The organism is Mesorhizobium sp. BR-1-1-10 (assembly GCF_020165595.1).
GTDB classification, from domain to species: domain Bacteria; phylum Pseudomonadota; class Alphaproteobacteria; order Rhizobiales; family Rhizobiaceae; genus Mesorhizobium; species Mesorhizobium australicum.
On sequence record NZ_JAIUIL010000001.1, the window covers coordinates 572,090 to 593,023 of the forward strand.

At 58.9% G+C, this 20,934-nt stretch carries 15 protein-coding genes and 3 pseudogenes; 11 read left to right on the forward strand and 7 right to left on the reverse strand.

Annotated features, from left to right (window positions below; all coding sequences use genetic code 11):
- Positions 1-2: 2 nt before the first annotated feature.
- From LB555_RS02590 to LB555_RS02600, 3 genes and pseudogenes are all read right to left on the reverse strand, one after another.
- The gene (locus tag LB555_RS02590) at positions 3-287 is read right to left on the reverse strand and encodes a hypothetical protein (RefSeq protein WP_140877066.1); all 285 of its coding nucleotides are present in this window, start codon (positions 285-287) and stop codon (positions 3-5) included.
- Positions 288-723: 436 nt separating this feature from the next.
- Positions 724-1,330: pseudogene (locus tag LB555_RS02595) on the reverse strand (NADP-dependent oxidoreductase); the annotation flags it as partial.
- A gap of 150 nt (positions 1,331-1,480) precedes the next feature.
- Positions 1,481-1,884 (reverse strand): annotated as a pseudogene (locus LB555_RS02600) (DUF3788 family protein); the annotation flags it as partial.
- 718 nt (positions 1,885-2,602) lie between these two features.
- On the opposite strand from LB555_RS02600, the gene LB555_RS02605 reads away from it, so the two are divergent.
- From LB555_RS02605 to xth, 3 genes are all read left to right on the forward strand, one after another.
- Positions 2,603-2,983, forward strand: coding sequence for a hypothetical protein (locus LB555_RS02605; protein ID WP_140877065.1), 381 nt, complete (start codon positions 2,603-2,605; stop codon positions 2,981-2,983).
- 430 nt (positions 2,984-3,413) lie between these two features.
- Positions 3,414-5,333 carry a DNA ligase D gene (gene ligD, locus LB555_RS02610; protein ID WP_224682219.1) on the forward strand — a complete coding sequence of 640 codons (1,920 nt, stop codon included), beginning with the start codon at positions 3,414-3,416 and terminating at the stop codon, positions 5,331-5,333.
- A gap of 4 nt (positions 5,334-5,337) precedes the next feature.
- On the forward strand, positions 5,338-6,141 hold the full coding sequence (xth, locus tag LB555_RS02615) for an exodeoxyribonuclease III (RefSeq protein ID WP_140877063.1): 804 nt from the start codon (positions 5,338-5,340) through the stop codon (positions 6,139-6,141).
- Between the two features lie 149 nt (positions 6,142-6,290).
- Here the strand turns inward: xth and LB555_RS02620 are convergent.
- Positions 6,291-6,605, reverse strand: a pseudogene (locus LB555_RS02620) (SOS response-associated peptidase family protein); the annotation flags it as partial.
- A 744-nt stretch (positions 6,606-7,349) separates the two neighbouring features.
- Positions 7,350-7,763, reverse strand: coding sequence for a chemotaxis protein CheB (locus LB555_RS02625; RefSeq protein ID WP_224682220.1), 414 nt, complete (start codon positions 7,761-7,763; stop codon positions 7,350-7,352).
- 748 nt (positions 7,764-8,511) lie between these two features.
- On the opposite strand from LB555_RS02625, the gene LB555_RS02630 reads away from it, so the two are divergent.
- The 3 genes from LB555_RS02630 to LB555_RS02645 all read left to right on the forward strand — a co-directional run bounded on the left by LB555_RS02630 (position 8,512) and on the right by LB555_RS02645 (position 12,054).
- On the forward strand, positions 8,512-9,024 hold the full coding sequence (locus LB555_RS02630) for a ferritin-like domain-containing protein (RefSeq protein WP_140877059.1): 513 nt from the start codon (positions 8,512-8,514) through the stop codon (positions 9,022-9,024).
- 992 nt (positions 9,025-10,016) lie between these two features.
- Complete coding sequence (locus LB555_RS02640) at positions 10,017-10,820, forward strand: DUF4239 domain-containing protein (protein ID WP_140877057.1); 804 nt, start codon at positions 10,017-10,019, stop codon at positions 10,818-10,820.
- Between the two features lie 847 nt (positions 10,821-11,667).
- Positions 11,668-12,054, forward strand: coding sequence for a response regulator (locus LB555_RS02645; protein ID WP_224682221.1), 387 nt, complete (start codon positions 11,668-11,670; stop codon positions 12,052-12,054).
- A gap of 35 nt (positions 12,055-12,089) precedes the next feature.
- Here the strand turns inward: LB555_RS02645 and LB555_RS02650 are convergent, their stop codons facing one another.
- Entirely contained in the window at positions 12,090-12,284 is a 195-nt protein-coding gene (locus LB555_RS02650) for a hypothetical protein (RefSeq protein ID WP_140793023.1), read from the reverse strand.
- Between the two features lie 979 nt (positions 12,285-13,263).
- On the opposite strand from LB555_RS02650, the gene LB555_RS02655 reads away from it, so the two are divergent.
- The 3 genes from LB555_RS02655 (at position 13,264) to LB555_RS02665 (ending at position 17,016) form a co-directional block, all read left to right on the forward strand.
- A complete protein-coding gene (locus tag LB555_RS02655) occupies positions 13,264-13,680 on the forward strand; it encodes an ArsR/SmtB family transcription factor (protein WP_140793021.1) in 417 nt (138 codons plus the stop codon).
- 1,239 nt (positions 13,681-14,919) lie between these two features.
- Positions 14,920-15,243: a DUF982 domain-containing protein gene (locus tag LB555_RS02660; RefSeq protein WP_140877053.1), complete on the forward strand. Its 324-nt coding sequence runs from the start codon at positions 14,920-14,922 to the stop codon at positions 15,241-15,243.
- A gap of 687 nt (positions 15,244-15,930) precedes the next feature.
- Positions 15,931-17,016, forward strand: a complete 1,086-nt coding sequence (locus tag LB555_RS02665) for a glycosyltransferase (RefSeq protein ID WP_140877051.1) — start codon at positions 15,931-15,933, stop codon at positions 17,014-17,016.
- Between the two features lie 111 nt (positions 17,017-17,127).
- Here the strand turns inward: LB555_RS02665 and LB555_RS02670 are convergent, their stop codons facing one another.
- Complete coding sequence (locus LB555_RS02670; RefSeq protein ID WP_140877049.1) at positions 17,128-18,594, reverse strand: hypothetical protein; 1,467 nt, start codon at positions 18,592-18,594, stop codon at positions 17,128-17,130.
- A gap of 509 nt (positions 18,595-19,103) precedes the next feature.
- On the opposite strand from LB555_RS02670, the gene LB555_RS02675 reads away from it, so the two are divergent.
- Together LB555_RS02675 and LB555_RS02680 are read left to right on the forward strand one after the other, a co-directional pair.
- Positions 19,104-19,322, forward strand: a complete 219-nt coding sequence (locus LB555_RS02675; protein ID WP_140793013.1) for a hypothetical protein — start codon at positions 19,104-19,106, stop codon at positions 19,320-19,322.
- 611 nt (positions 19,323-19,933) lie between these two features.
- On the forward strand, positions 19,934-20,692 hold the full coding sequence (locus LB555_RS02680; protein WP_140793011.1) for a response regulator transcription factor: 759 nt from the start codon (positions 19,934-19,936) through the stop codon (positions 20,690-20,692).
- Positions 20,693-20,934 lie beyond the last annotated feature (242 nt).

Here is a 20,934-nt window from a genome sequence, read left to right on the forward strand (position 1 = left end):
GCTCAATCCGCTCGTCGACTTTTGGACCCGGTTACGACTGACGAAAGGCAGAGGCCAGTCTCAATGCCCTGCCTCGTGGAGGCCCGTCGGGGAGGTTCTTTGTGAAGGCTGGTCTTTTCTGCCTGATCCAGCTGTTCAAGCAATGCTTTGAACACCTCCGGGATGGTGTCGTCAACTTGGAACACCGGCAAGGTCGCCGTGTAGCGCTTCACTCCATTGGAGCCAATCTGACGCTTTATGATGGCAGCAACGGTCATCTGTCCGTTCGAATTCTCACGGAAATTCATGTCAGATTGTCTCCATGTCCAACCGGAGCCGCTGACCTTGCGAATGGTCCGAAATGAAACGAAATTGTGGCAAGGTCCGAATTGCGCCCTATTGTTGCCTGTGGCGTCGCTGGCGGCGTGAGGAGTCCTTCCCTCTTGCTACCCGCCCTCGCCAAAGGGCTGGTGGATAGCGTCTCAATCCGCCGGCCCTTTTTGCTGTTCAAAAGTAATGCCGATCAGGGAGAGGACAGGCCTTGAGTTCGCGGACGCAATCGGAACTGCAGTATTTGGGACGCTGAAACCCCGCAGACCGCTATGAAGCCTGATTAGAGCTTGTGCTGACAAGATGAATTGCGGCAGAGCTGTCATCCTTCCCGATCGGTTTCCTTCGCTAGTGCGTACCAATCGGCAGCATTGTCACGGCAGGTCTGCACAACGACGATAGCGACACCGAACCCAAATCGACTGCGCCGAGGTCTTCCAGGGTGTCTTCCCCAGGTCGACGAATTCGTTTCGGCCGAAGTCGAGCGCCTTCTGGCGGTCAGAAGCGCGCCCGGTGCCGACGACATAGGCGCCGGCTTCTCGCGCAAGCTGCGTCACGGCCGAACCGACGGCACCCGCTGCGCCATGAGCAAGCACGCTCTGCCCCGCCTCAAGGCGGCCATGCTGGAACAGCCCCTGCCATGCGGTCAGGCCCGAGATCGGCAGGCTCGCGCCCGCTGTAAGGTCGACATCGCCCGGCAGCGGCGCGAGGTGCGTGCCTCCATGGCTACATACTCCGCGAGCGTGCCGTCGCGATGCCAATCCGCAAGGGCGAACACCCGCTGCCCGACCGGCAGCACCGTCGTATCATAAACCGGTGCAGTGACCACGCCGGCCAGCTCATGGCCGAGGATCGACGGCGTCGGTCACCTGAAGGCTCGATCAGCCCAGGTCGAAGGCCATTCCAGTTCGGTGTTGACGAATCCCCCTGCATGAACCTGCACGACCACGTCGTTTATTGCGGCATGCGGCTCGGGCCGCTCCACTAGCTTCATCCCGGCTGTTCCTGCAGCCTGGTCCATCACTACGATGCTTTCATGGGAATAGTCTCCTCCAGTGATTGTTGGTTCGAGATAAATTGCAGACGTGGAAGGTCTTTTCGATCTCTCACGCAGTTGGCTATCGGCTCGACGCCTTCCGCGAAGACCTTGATGTCGAACTGCTGCGTGATGCCGACGAGACATCTGGCGGGCGCTTATAGTTAGAAGCTTCGTCACTTTGTGCAGATCATCTGCCGATGAGATGGCAATCGTCAGCCATTTTCCGTCGATGTATGTTTTCGCTTCATCGTAGAGCTTGACCAATTGCGGACACCAGACATAACACCGCTCCTCAAACTGCTCTCGTTCCGCCCCGCCCATGACCATCACGCCCGAAAGCCGCCGGTAACATGGTGAACGCCCTGGTTGTAGCGCAAAGGACCAACCGCGGTTCTAGCCACCGTGAAGCCAGTCGGGCGCGAATACGCCTAGAATTCGTCGATCCAGCGCCGCAGCTTGGCCCAGTGCTTAAACGCCTCTTGTCCGATTCATCCGCAGACGGCGCTGTCATCGGGCGGTGCTGGTTTGTCGGTGATCCTGTCGCCAGTTGATCGGCCGTGACTTCAGGAGATGCAACGTCACATCAGCCAGAATAGCGCCGAGCACATTTGTCACGTCCCCGGGCCAAGACATTATTGGGAAGGATCGGCCCGCAGTATGGGGAGCGCTGGTTCTGTAGCGAGGCCGAGGCGCAGGCGGCTGAATGGCGACGAGCAGGACGAAGCCAAAAGGGGGCACTCCTGGCTTGACGGCAGCGGCTGCACGGTGAGACCCATCTGAAGGATAGCGCGCCGCTTTTGGTGAAGCGCACCTCATCGACCCAGCCGTTCAACGGGGCTGTGGTGGTTTGGCCGGGCATTGTTCATCTGCGCCGCGGGCGCCGCCGTAACAGTATGAAATCATAGTTGATCCTTGCCCGGCTCGATTGGGCCGCGTTAACGATGTTTGTTCGGGCTTGTTTAAATAGCTGCACAGATTGTCCTCGCATGTGGAAGATCAACCCGATTTGCGCCGCTCTTCTGTTGGCGCCACTCGCGTTCGCCGTCGCCTTGTTCGTGCTCGCCACGATCTCAGACCGAGCGCATCCGCGTCAGCCTGATCCCGGGTTCACGTCCTCTATTCGATAGGCACGGATGTGCACGCTGTTGGTGCGTCGTGGCCATACGGTGATTCCTGTGTGAAAGATGACTGCGATATACGGATGTTCAGCCGTGGCCATTGCCAATTTTGAGGGACCGCGCACTAGTCGCCAGCATGGTGGCTGGACACGTTGAAATGGTCCTGTTTGAGCAATCGATCGCCGATAGCGATGGCTTACAGCGACCGTTTTCCGACAGGGTGGCCGATGCTGCGGATAAAACGGCGGGATCTGTCTTGTTCGACGTCCGCATCGATGGGGACGTCAACATTCAGCGGATGGCCGCAATAGGGTACGGTGAATCGGATGCGGCGATAGTCGTGCTCGAGAAGGGTGGCCGCCTCAGATGCGCGTCAGTAAATGGTGACGCTTCTCATTTCGTCGCCGAACTGGCTGCTTGGGAATCGTCTCCGTTGAGCGAGCATGTGCGCGCTGAATACCGCGGAACCGCAATGATCCTGCTGGCGAAGCTGCGCAGTTCCGGACACTTCAAATAATGAGCTATTCACGCAGCTGCCGCCCATGGGCTGGGTAGCCGTGCAACCTGTATCCCGGACCTTCACATCAACAACATCAACGTCAAGACGCGAGAAGGTGAAACGCCGAATTCTTGCCCGGCTCAGGATCGCAAGCCATCCCAGAGCGTTACAGCTGGAACGTCGTGACGGCGCGCCTATGGAACAGGGGAGACGATAATGGCAGACAACAAATTGAAGCGCGGCGCCGCAGACCGTCGGCCGGTTTCCGGCGGTGAAGGCTGCGAGGGCGGTTATTTCGCGCGCAAGTATCAGCAGAACAGGCCGAAGACCTGATCACGCGGTCGGCAACGATCGCGACATGCTCAATGACGCCGCGGAGAAACCGAAGATATAGCTGGGTGTTCGAAATGATCCATTGCACAGTTCGGTCTGAACAGGGTCAACTCAAGTGAGCAAGTCAGCTTTGCGTCGGCCCTCAGTCAAAGGATCTTCATCTCCCCTTGCGAAGCCGGCGTCCGACGGCGCACCCAAACTCGCGCCGCCCGCATTCCGGCCGGTCCAGCTCGCAAAACTGGTGGACACGGTTCCTCCCGGCGACCGCTGGATCCACGAAATGAAATACGATGGCTACCGTATTCTTGTCTCTCTGGGCGGCGGCGAGGCGCGCGCCTATACGCGCTCCGGTCTGGACTGGTCGGACCGCTTTCCCTCGATCCTGTCCGAGGCACGCAGGCTTAACGTTCGCTCCGCCCTCATCGACGGAGAGGCTGTCGTCATCGACACCGAGGGGCGATCCAATTTCCAGGCGCTGCAGAACGCGTTGAAGGCTGCTCCCGTGAGCATCGATTTTTATGCCTTCGACCTGCTCCAACTGGACGGGGAAGACCTGACGAGGCTGCCGCTTCTGGAGCGCAAGGGGAAACTGGAGACGATCCTGCCAGCGAAGAGCCCCATCCTTCGCTACTCCGATCATATCCAGGGCCGGGGGGAAGAATTGCTGAACCGCTTCTGCGGCGCCGGCCTCGAGGGGGTTGTCTCGAAGCTGGCGGATTCGGACTATGTCGGAGCCCGCGATGGAAGCTGGCTGAAGATCAAGTGCATCAAACGTCAGGAATTCGTGCTCGTCGGCTGGACCCCGTCAGACAAGGATCGCGCCTTTCGATCGCTGATCCTTGGGGTCCATGACGGCGGAAAGCTGCGCTATGCCGGCAAAGTCGGGACTGGTTTCGATGCTGCCAAGATGGCCCGGCTGATGAAGAGCATGGCGCCACTCGAGCAGAAGGCCGCCACGGTCGAAGCGCCGCGGGCGGAGGTTCGCGGCGCGCACTGGCTGCGCCCCAGGCTTGTCGCCGAGATCGCCTTCACCGAGATGACCAATGAAGGAACACTGCGGCATCCAAGCTATCTCGGGCTGCGCGAGGACAAGAAACCGGAAGCGGTCGTGCTCGAGACGGAACACTGCACAGCGACACTGCCGCCGCCGGCAACGACAACGACAACGACAACGACAACGATCGCGATTAGCAATCGCGGCCGCGTGATCTACCCTGAATCCAACATCACCAAGGGTCAGCTTGCCGATCACTACACCGAAGTCGCCGGGATCATGCTTCCCTGGGCCGGCAGCAGGCCGATCAGTCTTGTCCGCTGCCCACAGGGCCGAGCAAAGAAATGCTTTTTTCAAAAGCATGACGCGGGGAGCTTCGGCGAGAAGGTCCATCAGGTCGGGATCACCGAAAAGGATGGTCACGAGGAGCCCTATCTTTATGTCGACGACGCCGAGGGGCTTGTGACCTGTGTGCAAATGGGAACGATCGAGTTCCATGGATGGGGAGCTCGCATCGAAGACGTCGAGAAGGCCGACCGCCTTGTCTTTGACCTTGACCCCGACGAGGGACTGGATTTCGAGGCGGTTCGCGCTGCCGCATTCCAGTTCCGCGATATACTAAGGTCCCTTGGGTTGACCACCTTCCCGATGCTGACGGGGGGCAAGGGCGTGCATGTAATCGCGCCGCTCACGCCGCGAGCTGAATGGCCTGAGGTAAAGGCCTTCGCCTCAGGGCTTGCACAGGCGGTCGCGCAGAGCGACCCCGCTCACTTCACGGCCGTGTTGTCGAAGGCGAAACGGAAGGGACGGATCTTCGTCGACTATCTGCGCAACCAGCGCGGCGCAACGGCGATCATGCCTTATAGCGCCAGGTCGCGGCCAGGAGCCCCGGTCGCGGCACCGGTCACCTGGGCGGAGATGAAGACAATCGATGCGCCCTCCCATTTCCATGTCGGCGATGCGCCCGAGTTGAAGAAGCGCGCCGCATCGAAGGCCCTCGCGGGATGGGGCCGAGCCGATCAGTTCCTCCCGGATCTATAACGCCATGAAGATCGCGACGTACAACGTCAACGGCGTCAACGGCCGCCTGCCAGTGCTGCTGCGCTGGCTGGAAGAGGCAGCGCCGGACATTGCCTGTCTTCAGGAACTGAAGGCGCCGCAGGAGAAGTTCCCCGAAGGGCCAATCCGCGACCTTGGCTATGACGTGATCTGGCATGGCCAGAAAAGCTGGAATGGCGTCGCGATCCTGAGCCGCGTCGGCAAGATTCACGAAACGCGGCGCGGCCTACCGGGCGACCCCGACGACAGCCATAGCCGCTACATCGAAGCAGCAGTCAATGGCATCATTATCGGGTGTCTCTATCTTCCGAATGGCAATCCGAAGCCTGGCCCGAAATTCGACTATAAGCTGCGTTGGTTCGAGCGATTGATTGACCACGCGGCAGAATTGCTCGGCTCCAATCAGCCGGTGGTGCTGGCAGGCGATTTCAACGTCATGCCGAGCGAACTCGATGTCTACAAGCCCGAGCGCTGGCTGGACGATGCCCTGTTTGCGCCCGAGGCGCGCGCCGGCTACGCGACGCTGCTCAAACAAGGCTGGACCGATGCACTGCGCGCGCGTCATCCCGGTGAGAAGATCTACACCTTCTGGGAATATTTCCGCAATGCCTTCGGCCGCAACGCAGGCCTGCGCATCGACCACCTTCTGCTGAGCCCGTCACTGAAGAAGCGGCTGATCGACGCCCAGGTCGACGTCGAGGTGCGCGGCTGGGAAAGAAGCAGCGATCACGCGCCGGTCTGGATCGAGCTCTCGCAAAAGGCACCGCCTCGCGTCCGTTCGAAGGCCTGACGACGATTCAGCTCCGGTCTCGGCTGGGGCGTTGGTTGCTCGCCAATGATGAAACCTTCGCGCCATATAGCCGCGGGGCCCACAGGCTTGGTGCGCCTAAAATGCCTCCGCCCAAATCGCGGCAGCATTGAGCGGCGCACCGCCTCACATCACCCGACCTGCTCCACGACCAGCGTCCCCGCCTGAAGCGGCTTGATCAGGGATTTGGCGGACACGGAGGGATCAAGCCAACTCGCCCAATCCTTGCGCTCCAGGATCACGATCTGCCGATCGTGATATGGCGCGATGTCCGGGCCAGGTTCCATCGTGAGCATGGTGAACGCCTCCCCGGCATCACTGGTATCGCGCCAGATCCCGGCAATGCAGAAGACCGGCTCGTCGCGCTTGGTGAAGAGCCACTTGTCCTTGCGCTTCTTGCTCTTCTCTGCTGGTTCGGTGAATTCATAAAACCCATCGGCTGGGATCGATCCGATGGATAAGCTATTGTTTTTATTTTTCTTTTTGTGTACCTGACGCGAATTTGTATCACAATAGGTATCACAATAGGTATCACCTTTTTGGAAGGCCTGGGCAAAGCCGACCGGCGTCTTATGTGTTGCTCTCGGGGGTCCGGAGGGCGCCCCGAAGCTGTCTGAACAACTCTTCGGCGCCTCCCGGCCTGGGAGGTGTCAATGGGCGCCAGGCAATGACCTTGGGCCGATAGAATCGGTTCTTGGCGGTAGCAAAAAAGCCCGCAGCCTACCCATGCTGCACGGACTAGCGTAAGTTCTTCGGCTCGACATTTGCATGCGGGACGGAACGCTGCCCCAGCCGATCGGCCTTTAGACGAGCCGTCTTCTCTTCACGGGCTCTGCGCTCCGCATCGATGACGGCTCGAAATTCGCGGTCAGTCCGTTCGTGCCTTAATTTGTCTACCTTGCGTCGCATTTTCTGGGCCTAAGTGATAGCCCGCGCCCTCGGCAGAAGCGCGGGCAGTTGAGGCCGGACCTCAACCAGCGGCGAGCCTGGAGGGCCACTGCCACCAAGCGCCCAACCGATTATGGGCGTTTAGGTTCCAACGAAGGAGCTTGCCACCTTTGCCGACCGTGTGGGCCTGCTTCACCGGCAGGGAAGCGGGGCTGGCTGGGTATCGGGGACCTGACCAGCACGCGAGCTGCCGACCGTGGGACCAAACGAGAATGTTATGTTCAGTTGCCCCTCGCTTTCGATTAAACGAGTAGTGGCTGGGGCTGAGCTCGCCGCACTCTTCGGATGACCCCACCGGCGATCTGATCGGCAGAACCGGTGAAGTCGAGCGGCCCATCATACATTGCCGCTTTCATCGGCATCCCGGCTTTGATCTCGCCGGCCTCGGTAAGGACCCTCGTTGCGCCGCTGGCGTGGGCTATTGCGGCAAGTCCACGTGAGCCATCACTCAGCGAGCCCGATAACACGATGCCGATTGCGCACGTCTTGGCGTGAACGGCCACAGAATTGAAGAGGATGTCGACAGTCTGCCCGCGATGTATGTGTCCAGCGCCCTCGATGGCCTGCAGGTCCTTGGGCAGGTTGCTAAGAAGGTCTTTAATGTCGCTGAGGCCATCTGATCCCGATGCGCCGACGGCGACGAAGAAAGGGGCCACGTTCGTGCTTAGCGTGCGGGATATGCATCTGCTAGGGTAACAGGTTCGCACCAGCTTCGCGAGGATAACCTCAAAGCATTCGCGATAGCACAATATTGCTCCCCAACGGTCCCTCAGGGGCTGCCACCGAGCCCGGCCTCCGGTCATCCAAATGGGTACGGAGAGGGCCGCAGCCGGCAAAAGGCGCGGCCCAGGGCGTCTGGCAGCCTACATGTTGCTGGCGGCGTGATGTTGCGGCGGAGACGGTCTGTTCCTGACTGGCCGGGGTCTGTTGTGAACAGGCCGATCGGCGATTGTGTTCGCTATCGGCTGCATCGCTCGCTGCTTGGCAGCTATCCGCTCGCGTTTCACCAGCTTGGCGATAAAACTTCGCACCTCAAACATAATGGGCTCCTCCCAGATGCCCTCCTGCTAATTTGTCATACGCCGGCTGAAGGCCAAGCGCATCTAGATTCGACAGGGTTAACCAGGCTCCTTTCTGTAGGCGCGTGGAGCCGGATCGAAAGTCGGTCAGTCGTCCTGCTGGATGGATAAGGAGTCGATGTGTGGCGATGATTGATCGAGCTGGTGACAAAGAGGTGTGCCGGCAGTGGCGATGGCTTGTCGGAATTCGGCGGTGATTTTGCATCTGCATGCACCGCCGGCAAGAGCCGTTCGGCATGCCAGTCTAATCCCGATGGAACTGCATTGGCGCAATTTTGTTTCTCGTCCGCCCCGTTTGTGAGGCAGTGAAAAAAGGGAGACAGTCATGGCAACCGCCAAAAGGGCCTCAACGAAAGGCCTGAACGAACTCTTCGTCGACACTTTGAAGGACATCTATTTCGCCGAGAAGAAGATCCTGGCAACACTTCCCAAGATGGCCAAGGCGGCACAAAGCCCTGACCTTAAGGCAGCCTTCGAAAAGCACCGCGGCCAGACCCAGGAGCACGTCGCGCGCCTGGAGAAAATATTCGAAGCCCTAGGCAAGAAGCCCCAGGGCAAGACCTGTGCCGCCATTATGGGCATCACCGAGGAGGGCGCCGAAATCATGGACGAGTACAAGGGCTCTCAGGCTCTCGATGCTGGTCTCCTTGCGGCGGCTCAGGCAGTAGAGCACTATGAAATCTCCCGCTATGGTACGTTGCGGACCTGGGCTAGCGAGCTCGGCATGGCCGAAGCGGTTAAGCTTCTCGAGCTTACCCTTGGCGAGGAAAAGGACACCGATGAAGCCCTTACGCAGCTCGCAGTGTCAGCCGTGAACGTCGCTGCCGAGGCGGCTTAGGAACTGCGACATCGGTCTCTGTCATCCGCAAGGCTTCTGGCGGTCGCCGTGGCCGGCGGGTGTCTTCCAGACGCTCAGCTCCTGTCTCGAGATTGACGCGAGTACTCATTTGGTCCTCGTCCGAGCAACGTCACCAAAGGTCCGGTTCCCGTCCTTCATCTCCGTGAGCGTAGGCAGTTTTCTTCCTGGGGCCTGACCCCGTGCTGCTCGGCCGAAAACCCGCGCGGTGAAGCGAGCTATGATCCCCGCCAGCCGAATGTGAAATCCCGCGCAACATCACCAGGGGCGGCTCGCATGTGCGCGCGCCGGCGCGACCGTCCGGCCGCGCGGATGGCTCAGCCGGTGGACACTTCGATCTCCCATCTCGGCTTCCGGTGCATCGTCCGGCCGGGCAGAGCTCAGCGATGATTGCTGAGTGGCTCGAGGAATTGACGGAGCTGTTCGTTCCGATCATCGGCTCATCGCCGCAGGCACCATGCAGGATTCGCCGGCTCCGTGTTCCAGGCAGGAACCCGCCCCGAGAACCAGCACGGCGCGCGCCATCTGGATGCGGCATTCGCGCTGGCTCGTCGGCGGCCTGACCTCCCAACTCGCAGCCGACATCGTCGAAACACATCGACGACCACGAACTGACAAGATATCGGCCGCATCGGTGCGGTCACCGTCATTCGCACGAGCCTGAAACTCTGAGCGCGATCAGCGCGAGGTGCGGGAAGTCTAAGGTGATTATTAGCCCGGCGGGGCTGACCGGCGCGGCTTTCCATTCCAGGCGAATGCCCGCTGGTTCCAGTCCTCGCGACAATGCCGAAACCAGGTCCGGCGCGAGATGGCGGCTCGACATGTCATATGCTCGACGACTTCGCCCTCACGTACGCAGGATCCTGGGCCGGCTATTTCACCTTCAGGTCCTGTGGCAGGATGAGAGGTACGCACGGCAAACACGAAGGCGCGGCGGTCGCGGGCAGGATTGGACAGTCGAAGGAGGGCGGCACTTGGTCGAGGTCTTGTCAGCAATAGTGGTCTTTCTGCTGCTATGCGTTGGAGCAGGCTTGGGCATCCTTATCCGGGGTTGGCTTCCCGCGCAGCACCAGACTCCGGAAGCCACGCTGCTGATGCAGTTAACCGTAGGTTTGCTTGCGACCTTTGCGGCGGTTGTTCTCGGTCTTCTCACCGCGTCGGTGAAGCAGGCCTACGACAATTCGGCTCTGGACCGGCAGCAATATGCCCTGCAGCTTGACCTAATGGATGCGTGCCTACATGACTACGGAACTGACGCCGCCCGCATTCGCGTCGACCTAGCAGGTTACACCGCTGCCGCTATTGCGAGCACTTGGCCTAACGAAGCTCGGCCCACCGGTGTTTCCTACCCTGACACGTCGCGTATGCCTGTTGTGGGCGCCACACCGGAACTTGAAGAGCTGATGAACAAGATCGGTCTCCAGGTGAACGAACTCATGCCAGCCGATCCGCAACACACGGCGATCGCAGCGATGTGCCGTGCCCGATATGATAAAGTCTCTACGGCCCGTCTCGGCGTGATCGAGGCGGCACGCAGTGAATTGCTGCAACCCTTCTACGGAATTCTGATCGTGTGGCTCATGATTATTTTCGCCTGCCACGGTCTCATCGCTCCACGAACGAAACTGACATGGACCCTCATGCTTCTAAGCGCGATCTCACTCAGCAGCGTTATGTTCGTTATCGCCGACCTTAGTCAGCCCTACGGGGGATTTTTCAGCATATCCAGCGTGAGCATGCGGCGCGCTTTGCAGGCGATGCTGGCTCGTACGAGCTAGGAAATTCTCCGTCCGCCTAGACAATTATGCGTCTGGTTGCAGGTAAGCCAGCCGCCTGCTGCCGCCCTCCGGCGACCCCAACAAACACCCCGCCGCACGCCTGCATATCCCTAAAGGTTGACACAGGAAGTCTCATTGGCTCAGCCAGATCACCCCTCGCCATCAAGCTTCAATCAGTCTGTTGCGCCGCATCGATCAGTGGAACGCCTTTGCCTCCGGGGAGCCTGTGACTTCTGTGCCATCTTCTGAACGGAACGAACAGGCACTATCACAGGTTAAGCGCAAGGCGATTCGCAATTCCAAAAAGGAGGATGTTGCCGAGGCTGCGCGTGCGGTTATCAGTGAGCGGGGCGAGCCCGAATCCGCATCGACCTATACGGCGCGCTCGTAACACACTCAACATTTGATGGGCGGTCTTGCGGCTGCTGCGCAGCGGCGGCCGGAGGTGGCGAGAATGCTGATTGATAGGTTCCACTTATCCTCCTGCCGCCGGAGGCATCCTGCGCGGATTTCAGGTTTTCGAGTAAACTTTCAAGCAGCTGCTCCTCTTGCCCTGTCGGCCGCCCGCTTCCTGATTCGCTCCAATATCCGGTCCTGAATGGACAAGGCGGTCCAAACGATGTCACGAAGATAATCTTTGACGGAATCCATGCTTCCATCTCCCTGCTAGGGCGAAAGCATGATGTTCACTTCCAAACGTCCGATGCCGGCAAATCTCGCGGGCGACGATGTCACCATACGCCCTATGGGGGTGGATAGCCAACCTCAATAGGGAAGGCTATTAGCATGGACTAATTTTCTCTTACATCGCAAGATGCCGTCCATTGAGGGGGCCGGTGTAACAGTCGTGATTTTGGTCGTAGAAGATCACCCGCTAATTCTAATGGAAATTGAATCGGGGTTAGAAGACGCTGGGTTCGAGGTCGTGCGCGCGAAAAACGCAGAAATTGCGATCGAGGTGTTTGACACAGACCCATCGAATATTCGTGCCCTAGTCACCGACATTCGTTTGGGGGCCGGGAAATGTGGATGGGAACTCGCCAAATATTTGCGTCAGGCCGCACCAGCCATGCCAGTTGTCTACGTCAGCGGTGACAGTGCCTTGCATTGGGCTAAACGGGGCGTTCCAAACAGCATCATGATTTCAAAGCCATTTGCCGTCGCGCAGATCACAACGGCACTAGCCACGCTCCTAAACCAGCAGCTACCACGCGATCCTGGCGCGCCAATTTAAATGCAATTTCACTGGTACCAGCGGTGGATAACGCCCTACTTGCGCGTGATCCATTCCAGCAAGCGCGGTTCGATCTCTTCGTAGCCGGTATAATCACGAAATAGCTGAGCAGCGAATTCCTGCCACTCGCCTTCAGGGATATGTTCCTCACGCACCATGACGCGGAAGGCATCGCGCATAATGTTGCAATCGAACGTCGAGACTTCAGCCCTTGAGCGCAAATCCCCCATTGCAGTCCCCCCGTCCCAAGCGGGAGCACTACCAGGTCCTCAGATACCCCTCGCCGCAAATGGATACGGCCTATCGCAGGGACTCGCAAGCGCAAGTCCGAATGTCAGCGGGCTGCGGGGTTTGGCCCGCGCCCCTGGCAGAAAAGCGCGGGCCGACCAAGTTTTCCCTTGGGCAGCAGCGCGAAGGAACGTGGGGAGTGCGCTGCGTTGGCCCCAACTTGCATTGGATCGGGCTGTTCCAGAGCATAGCAATAAGCCCGTCACCTTGCGGCAGCGGGTGGGGTTCATTGTCTTCGGTGTTTGCGGTGCCCTTGCTAGAACGAAAGGCCACGGGTAGCGTCCGCACGTGAGCAGACGGGCGCGGAAATACGCATCGCCCAGCTTTGATGACATTTTTCGCCTCAGCACGACAGATCGAACGGGGACTCAACAATCACGCCTAGCCGCCTCCTCGATCCGGCTCCAGCGCCGGCGCAGGGCTTCATAGGACCGGTAGGGGACCGTCCATACACGGCGATCGGCATTCCAGGAGGCAAATGGCACCTCGCGCATCTCATCAACGACGACGACGCGTGGATAGGGCGTCACCACTTCCAAATAGTCATCAAGCCGACGAAGATACTTGGAAAGGGGGGATCAAAGGCAAAGGCGTCCCGGCATTTGAGATCGCCATGGGTTTCCGTCTGAGAACGCTCTCGTTCGAGCCATCGATCGACGCCGCGCCGCAGTTTTGCCTGGGACGAACCACGCCTTCAGATCGTCTTTCCAGCGGGCGCGAGGAAAGGTCTTTCTAAACCGCTCTACCGTCATGCGGTCGTATGGAAATGCCGCCGTCGCACCGAGACGCGGCCGTGAGGCTTTGGCCGCACTCTCCTGGCCTCCGGCAGCTCGGAAAGCTCGCCGTCCAGGCGGGCTTTCTGCACCGTTGACAAGTGTTCGATGACCAAGGCAAATCGGGTCCTTTGTTGGAGCTCGTCCCTTGGTCTCCTATGTTCGGCAACGCCTTGCAGAAATCAAAGCGGATCCCGCCCTTCGCACCCGCCCCTCTAAGGGAAAACCTTCGCGACGGCAGATGTCCGTTGCCTCTCGGCTATTCGCAGCCTTGGGCTTCAGCAAGCGATTGCTGATCGTCGTTCATCTGATGGATGGTGAGAAATCCGTGTCGGACCTAGTTTCTCTGGTGGGCGGGACCCAGACCGCCCTTTCACAGCATTTGAGCGGCATGGCCAAATTCGGAATCGTCCGATCGCGTACCGAAGGTAAACGGCGCTTCTATTCCTGTACGTCCGAACAGGCGAAGATGGTGATTGGCTTTCTTAGCGACATCGCCGAAAGCGACAAGCTTCCGCTGCGAAAGAGATCGGGAAAGGGGTCATCTTCTTGGCGCCCCGGCTAATCGGTGGGCACCAAGCCGCGCCGCCTTGTATGTCAGGTCTAGGTGCTTGCCCGCGCAGCCGTCAATCTCTCCGGGGCGACGGCCTCAGGGCCGTTTCTGAACGCGCCAGTCCTGAGAGCCTCAACCTCCCAACACGGAATGATGCCACGCCGCTTCGATCTGAACATGAAATGGCGCCATCTCGTCGAAAAGACGGGTGTGCACGAACCGATTGGGATCGACACCGGTGTTGAAAAGAGGTGACGGCACGGCCGAGAACGCTTCGGAAGGGTCTCACGGCTTGCAGGAAGGTAGGCTCGCTCAGGTCGTAGAGTGAGGTCCGCATTGCCTTCCTCGCTCGAGCAAACTGAATCGCAGTGAGTATGTGGCCGCGACGCTCACAACGGCAAGGCAGGCTCAGTCACAGGCTGGCGGTCTTGCCCGGGCTGGAAGCCTGGTTCAGCATCGCCGTGAGCTGATAGGATTCCATCGACTTCGAGTGGCGCGTTATCGCGACGCTGCTACCCGGAGGAAATGAGCACTACTTCAATCGCGGGCGGAGCCAGGACCGGGCAAAGGTCGCGGCAGGATCATGAAGTGAGACAGGAGTCGGGTAAGACCGGCGCGCTTTGCCGTGCTGACGGTCTCGCGTGCGATAATCTGGCTGAAATTATCTCGCCTGGCTGCCACCTCGAGTCTAATTTAACGGAGTGCCGAAGGAGCCGCGCAATAGCGGGCGTTCCCGCGCTCGGCGGTAGATTGCTGCCACCGTGCCTTAAGGGCGTGCTGAGCTTAACGGGTCGCCGATGTTATCTGGTTTTGATTGACCAAGATGAGAAGTCTGCCCGTATCGCTCCGCCGAACCTGAACAGTCGACCTCCCTCTTGGACCGCCGTGAGTTGCCGGCGTATTACCTGGAGCACTAATCGAGATTACTCGACGAAGGAACATTCCATAGACGTTCGCGGAACCAAAGCGGCCAGCTTAGACCTTAGGAACCTAGGACATGAGACTTAAGTCCTACTGCGTAACCCGCGAAAGGAAAACCGCAAATGCCTTTGACTTTACTTCGCGAACTGCACCTTGGTTATCGAGGCAATGGCCCACGTTCGGAAGGGCTATCCTTAAGGTTTAGTTGTGTTGTTGCTGATAGTCGGCGAAGATAAGCACGCCAGTGATGGCCCCGGCCCGGCTGCCAAATAAGTCCAAAAATCATCCCCGGCAGTCGGGCCACAGCCCATCCCAACGGAGCCTCCTACAATGTCGGTGCACCGCTTCAGTCATCCAGTTCACGTGTTCGTGGGGCTTGGCTTTCCCCATCCTGTGACGTCCGTTCAAGAAGCCGTTCAGGTCCTCGATGAGTGGACCGGCAGACGCAGCCCCATCTATGAGGCGGCAGCCGCCCTTTGCCGGTCCGCGCTTGCCGACAAAAGAGACATTGAGGCGGCGTGCGCGACCTTTGAGGCCTATGCTCAAGCCCACGGAATTCAAGCGCCGGATCCAACTGAACTTGCGGTCGCACGCGCGGCGGATGATTGGATGACAGCTTACGACGGGCGTTCTGAATCTTTTGCTGATAATTAGATCGACCGCGAGGGGACAATCCCGGCAGGCTCCCGGAGGAGCCTGAAAGGGTTAGGCTCCTTCCTCCAGGCCCTGGGTGTTTTAGCTGAGGACGACCCCACTTTCGCTCCGCTCGCTCGCCCGCTGATCTGGAACTGAATGAAAGGCGGCATATCCGCCCTCCCCTGCTGCGGCCCGCCAGTCCGAATGAGGCTGGCATCCTTCGACCGGGTGGACTGAATACGTGTCCACTCGCTGCCCTTGCAATGGCCTGACGATGACGCTCTTGCACCAATTATCGATGACTGGCTGCAGAACTCGCGGCGGGCATGGCAGAGGTGGTAGAGCGCCGACTGCCCTGACCCGCAGTCGACCTGCGCCATGCCAGTCGGCCGACATAGCGAGCGCAAGGAGGCGCGAAATCTGCAGGTGGATGGTCAATCTCAGTGGCGCAACTATCAGCCAATAAGGTTAGACCGAACCTGCTCTTTTAGAGGAGCCTCCTCCCCAGTGATTTTGTTGACAAAAACCTGCCCCCCGATACGCTTTTGACAATCAACTGAAACTTGCGACAATTTTTCCGATGCTGCGCATCGGATCAAAGCCGCCGACGGTTCGACATTAGGTGAACGGTTGTTGGAAATTGAGAAGCGGCAAGCTCCACGGAGGGCGGAGGGAAGATTTGCATCGGCTTGTGCAGAGCCGCCCGTGGCTGCAGCTGTCGGCCGTCCACTTTTTGAAAACTCGCTATCGATATTGAACCGGACTGGCGCTTGGCACATCGCCAAGGACCTTTGTCAGGAGTTCGTTCCCGAACACGCGCAGGTTCGGTATTGGCGGCTTGGTGCGCTCGCTCCCGAAGGCCTGGCCCGCAAGATCGCGGCGCGGCTGATGATGCTGGAAATCAACTGGCTCAAGGACAGCCCACGCTGCTTGATCGGCAGCAAAGCCGCCGACCGGAACACGCGCGTCTTTCTCGATCCGCTCTTTGTGCTGAGATCGGAGCTGGCCGAAAAAGATATCGTGCTCTGCCATGACGTCGGCCCTTTGAGCCATAGTTTTCTCTATGACGCTGTAACCGTCGAGAACTACCGTGTCGCTTATGAAAAAATCCGCAGGTGCAGACCCGGGGTCGTTTTCGTCAGCGATTGGTCGAAAGATAATTTCGTTTCGATCTTCGGGCTGCACTTCCGCTTCCTCACCACGATTCCGCTGTACGTGCGTACGGGTCTATTTACCGGAGCCCTGGAAGCCCTTCCTGGTATCGACAGCCCCTTCTTCCTGACGGTTGGCGCCTTTGAAACACGCAAGAACCAGAAGGCCGCGCTTGAGGCATATCGGGACGCCGGGTTCTATGAGCAAGGTATCAAATACGTGCTTTGCGGTCCGCGAGGCGAGGGCCGCGATAAGATCATTGATCTTGCGAACTCGATACCGGGGGTTGTGATGCCGGGATATGTGCCGGACAGCCAGTTGCGCTGGCTCTACGCGCACGCTGAGGCATTCGTCCTGCCGAGCCTCCTGGAAGGGTTCGGCATGCCAGCCTTGGAGGCTGCCCATATGGGCCTTCTCCCCATCGTCTCCGAAGACAGTGCCTTGGTGGAAGCCGTGGAAGGCGTCTGCGCACAAGTGTCGCCGAAAGACACGGCAGCAATCGGACAGGCGATGCGGCGCGCGTTTTTACGGAGTTCTCACGAAAAGGCGCAGACCAGCCTCGAGCTGCGCGACGTTGCTTCCCGCGCCTCGAAACGAAGCTTCCTGCAGGGCTGGAGAAGTCTCCTGCTGGGAGCATAAAATGGGTCCAGGGCGTTGGATTGCCGCCTCGCCCATAGGCGGCGGTCAAAAAGGGGCTGGGCCGCGCGAGATCAAAATGGCATTGCCCGCTGCCAGCGCACGCCTTCATTTTCAGCCCGTCTCGGCGCCAAAAGGGGTAGCGGCATCGACAGCAGGCGTGGGCTGTGCCGCCCGATAGGGATTGCGCCTTTCAAAATCTGCCGCCATGCGCAAGGCGCTGACCCTGGTGGCAGAGACGACGGCGATTGCGATGAAGAACACGGCGCCGGGGTCGGCGCTGCCACCAGACACCGAGTTAGCGATTATGCCCGCGAAGGCGGCGTTCCTGATGCTCATTGCAACTGCAGCCGTTTCAGGCGCCACCCACTGTTGGAGCCCGCCCAAGCCCCTGATCAGGACACCGAGCAGCATTGCCAGCATCAGAGACCCAAACAAACCAAGCTGGGAGAGAACCGCGATCGGCCAGCTCGATGCCCTGGAGCTGCCGAAGCCGACGCCAAGGCCACTGGTGTCGACGAAGGACTGCAGGCTCTTGAGGTTCCAATAGGTGCGCTCATGCCCCGAGGCGGAATCGGCTTTGTTGACGATGGTGCTGTTGATGAGCCTGACGAAGGGGTCCAGCGCGTCGGCCCGGTAGAGGCTGACGCCCATAACAACGGCCACGCCCAGCACCATCAGCACCGTGATCAATATCTCCTCCCGTTCGACTCTTCCCCGGAGAACTGATGCCAGCATTGAGAGGGCGACCGGAATACACAGTAAAGTCAGGCCAACGTAGGCGGTCGAGGACGTCGAAAGGATGGTCAGGAAAATCAGGATGGCCGACAGCCACTGGGCAAGGCGCGATCCGGTCATTCTCCAATATGTGTAAGAGAAAGCCAGGCAGACCAGTGAAGCGCCGGCAAACGAAGAAGCCTCGGAAAAAGGTCCCGTGATGCGCGCGAAACCGGCCTCGTACGCGTCGCTGATGATCGCATAGTTGGCGGTTCTGACCGGGGCGAGCACGTCGCCCACACCGGCATTCTTGCTGACGAAATCAATCAGCCCCATGCCAGCGTGCAGGGCGCACCACAAGAAGAAGCCACGGCGTAGCTGGTCTATCCTGTCGGCGTGCAGCAACAGGGTGCAAAGCGCAATGGTCGTGAGCCCACCGAGAATGAAATAGCCCGTCTGAGAGATGTTGCCTGAAACCGGAGCCAGCGACGCTTCCACGACGGTGCCGCGGATTTTCGACTGGACAAAGACGGCCGTTTGGCCGGCGAAGAACCTTGGAAACAGCCACGCCCCAATGATTGCGTACACCATGAGGCTCGCAAGGATCCAGACCGGGCGGATGCTCCCAAACACGCTTCCCAAGTCAAGCCATATACGTCGTCTGGCAGCGACGGCAGCGACGAGTAGAGCCTCGAACACGGTGTAGATGAGCGGAGATGACCCACCCAAAACAGTCAGGGTCATGAGGGCCGTGGCGCCGAATGCCTGGGAAGCAATCAGCCCAACGATCAGCAGTCCCCGGGAATAGTATGCAATGATCAGAATAGCCGCGCACACCAGCAGACCCGGTAAAGAAACCTGCATTGCTGATCGAGCCCCGCTCTCAGTTGGTCATGGTAACGTTGACGAAAGACGCTATCCGGTGATGCATCTTTCGACAGGCACATAGCTTGGGCAAGAGAGCCAAACGGCGTAGTCCCGTGTCCCGCGGGAGGCCCTAGCACCGAGCAGCGGCAGACCCCACCGCGGCGTTATGCTTGTCGGTGAGCCTGGTAAAACGGGCTGCCAGAAATGGATGGCGAGCATGGAGCGATTTGCTTGAGCAAGAGAAGCACGTGCGGCGTAGGGCCGACACCTCCGGAATTTTCGAGACGCCGCCCTTGCGGATTCCCGCCTACCCCTTCCTGCAAACGGCTAATTGGCAAACGCACACTAAAGAACGCCTCGACGGCGGCGAATGTCACACTTATACACAGAACTGCGGGCACGTCTCTGCTTACAATCGAGAGACGTCGTGTTAATGGGACACTATCGGGAGCTCTTGGCAAACGGGGTGGGTTCTCCAGAGGTCCATGTTGAGGAGGATAAGCGGTATGACCACCCAGGTTGTCCATGGCGCATTTGGCCCTAAGCAGATGATGCAATTGAGGGAAATTTACGAACGGGCGCGCGCTGTGAGCGCCCATTATCCTGAATCCCACCTTGCCAACAAGGCCGCCAAGAAGTTGATCGATGCCTTCGAAACCGTGACCCGCAGCGATGAAAAGGGTAGGCGGTGGCTGAGTGAGACGGATCCCCAGGGAAACGCCTGAGGTCCAGCGTCAATTCCAGGAGCATTATCAGCCTGTCAGCCAATGCCGGCAGGCGGATTTCTACTACGCCGTCCTGGCGCTGCTCCCGCAAAGCGGTAGAGGAGCCATCGGGGCGGGCGGGCGGCTCCCCTATCTTGTCTCGCGTGTCCGCAGACAGACCGCGAAGGCCCGGGCAGACGCTGGCAAATCGATGTTCGTCCTGGGCAACGCATTTCGTCAACGAAGCCTTTTGTGGCAAGACGCCACAGAGTACTGCCTGCCCAGCTTCCGCCTATTGAATGAGCATGACGGCTTAGTCAATCTCGGACTATTTGCATGCTCGGTTCATGAACTGAGCTTATCGGCCGGCCCTGTTGCCCGCGCAACTGGCGACATTCGCTCGGCTTGAATAAAAAAATTATCGGAAAATTAACTTAGATTAGCACCCACTTGTAAAGCATAAACTATTCAATCCTAGGTGGCGTTTGGGAAACGAGGAGCGCTCTAAGCTGAAGAAGTCCAGCTAGGCCTTCACGGGACGGGCAGAAAACTTCAAGAAAATCCGGGAATTTGAGGGGGTTATGTCGGCCGCCAGAAGGTCGTCGTGTTTGATCAAGGGTTGGGGTACTAGTATGATTTCTGCAAACGGACTGCATAATTTCGACTCCGCAAGTCAACCAGAAACTCCGTCGAGCAGCATTAGAAGGGGCAGCGAACAAGCAGATAGAGAATGCCTCCTTATTCTGGACGGAAGGGCGTTGGACCGCGAATGTCTCGCATCGGCCCTCGAGGATCATGACCTGGGAATGGCCGTTGCCGCCATGGGATTGATCGAAGAATGGCGTATAAAGAAGGGGGCTTATCCTCCTCTAGCTGCCATTCTATTTAATCTTGGCGGACGCAAATTTACTGACCGCGGGATTGCAGATGAGATCAGAGCCATCTCTTCTGAGTTCAGCTCTGTTCCAGTAATAATCTTATCTGATACAGAAGATCTCGGGCAAATACTAACAGCACTTGAATGCGGCGCACGCGGATACATCCCGACTTCTGTTGGTATTGACGTCTGCGTCGAAGCCGTCAACCTTGCGGCGGCGGGTGGCATCTTCGTGCCGGCCAGCAGCGTGCTGTCGATGCGGCATCTGATCGATTCAGGCAGCCGCGAGACGCGTCCGTTGACGGCTATGTTCACGCACCGGCAAGCTGAAGTGGCTCAGGCGCTTCGGCGAGGTAAGGCGAACAAGATCATAGCCTACGAACTGAACTTGCGCGAAAGCACTGTGAAGGTGCACATCCGAAACATCATGAAAAAACTGAAGGCAACCAACAGGACAGAGGTCGCCTACAAGGTGAACGATCTTTTCGGCGAAGGCGCTCTCGCGCAAGAATGATAGTGGTTTCAGGCGGCCCGTTGGGGATTAGCCCCGGGGGGCCGTATTTTTGTTAATATCGCTCCGCCATTGTTCGAATGGCGTCTCGTCTGAGCCAAAACGCAATATCGGCTTAAGCACCGCGGTTGTTTTCGCAAATCTATTCCGTTTGCAGGATCATGCACCAACTGCAGGTGCTCTCACACCGACGCGGGCAAAGGACAGTGTCGGTTCTCGCGCCAGGTTTCATCAATCGTGGTCTC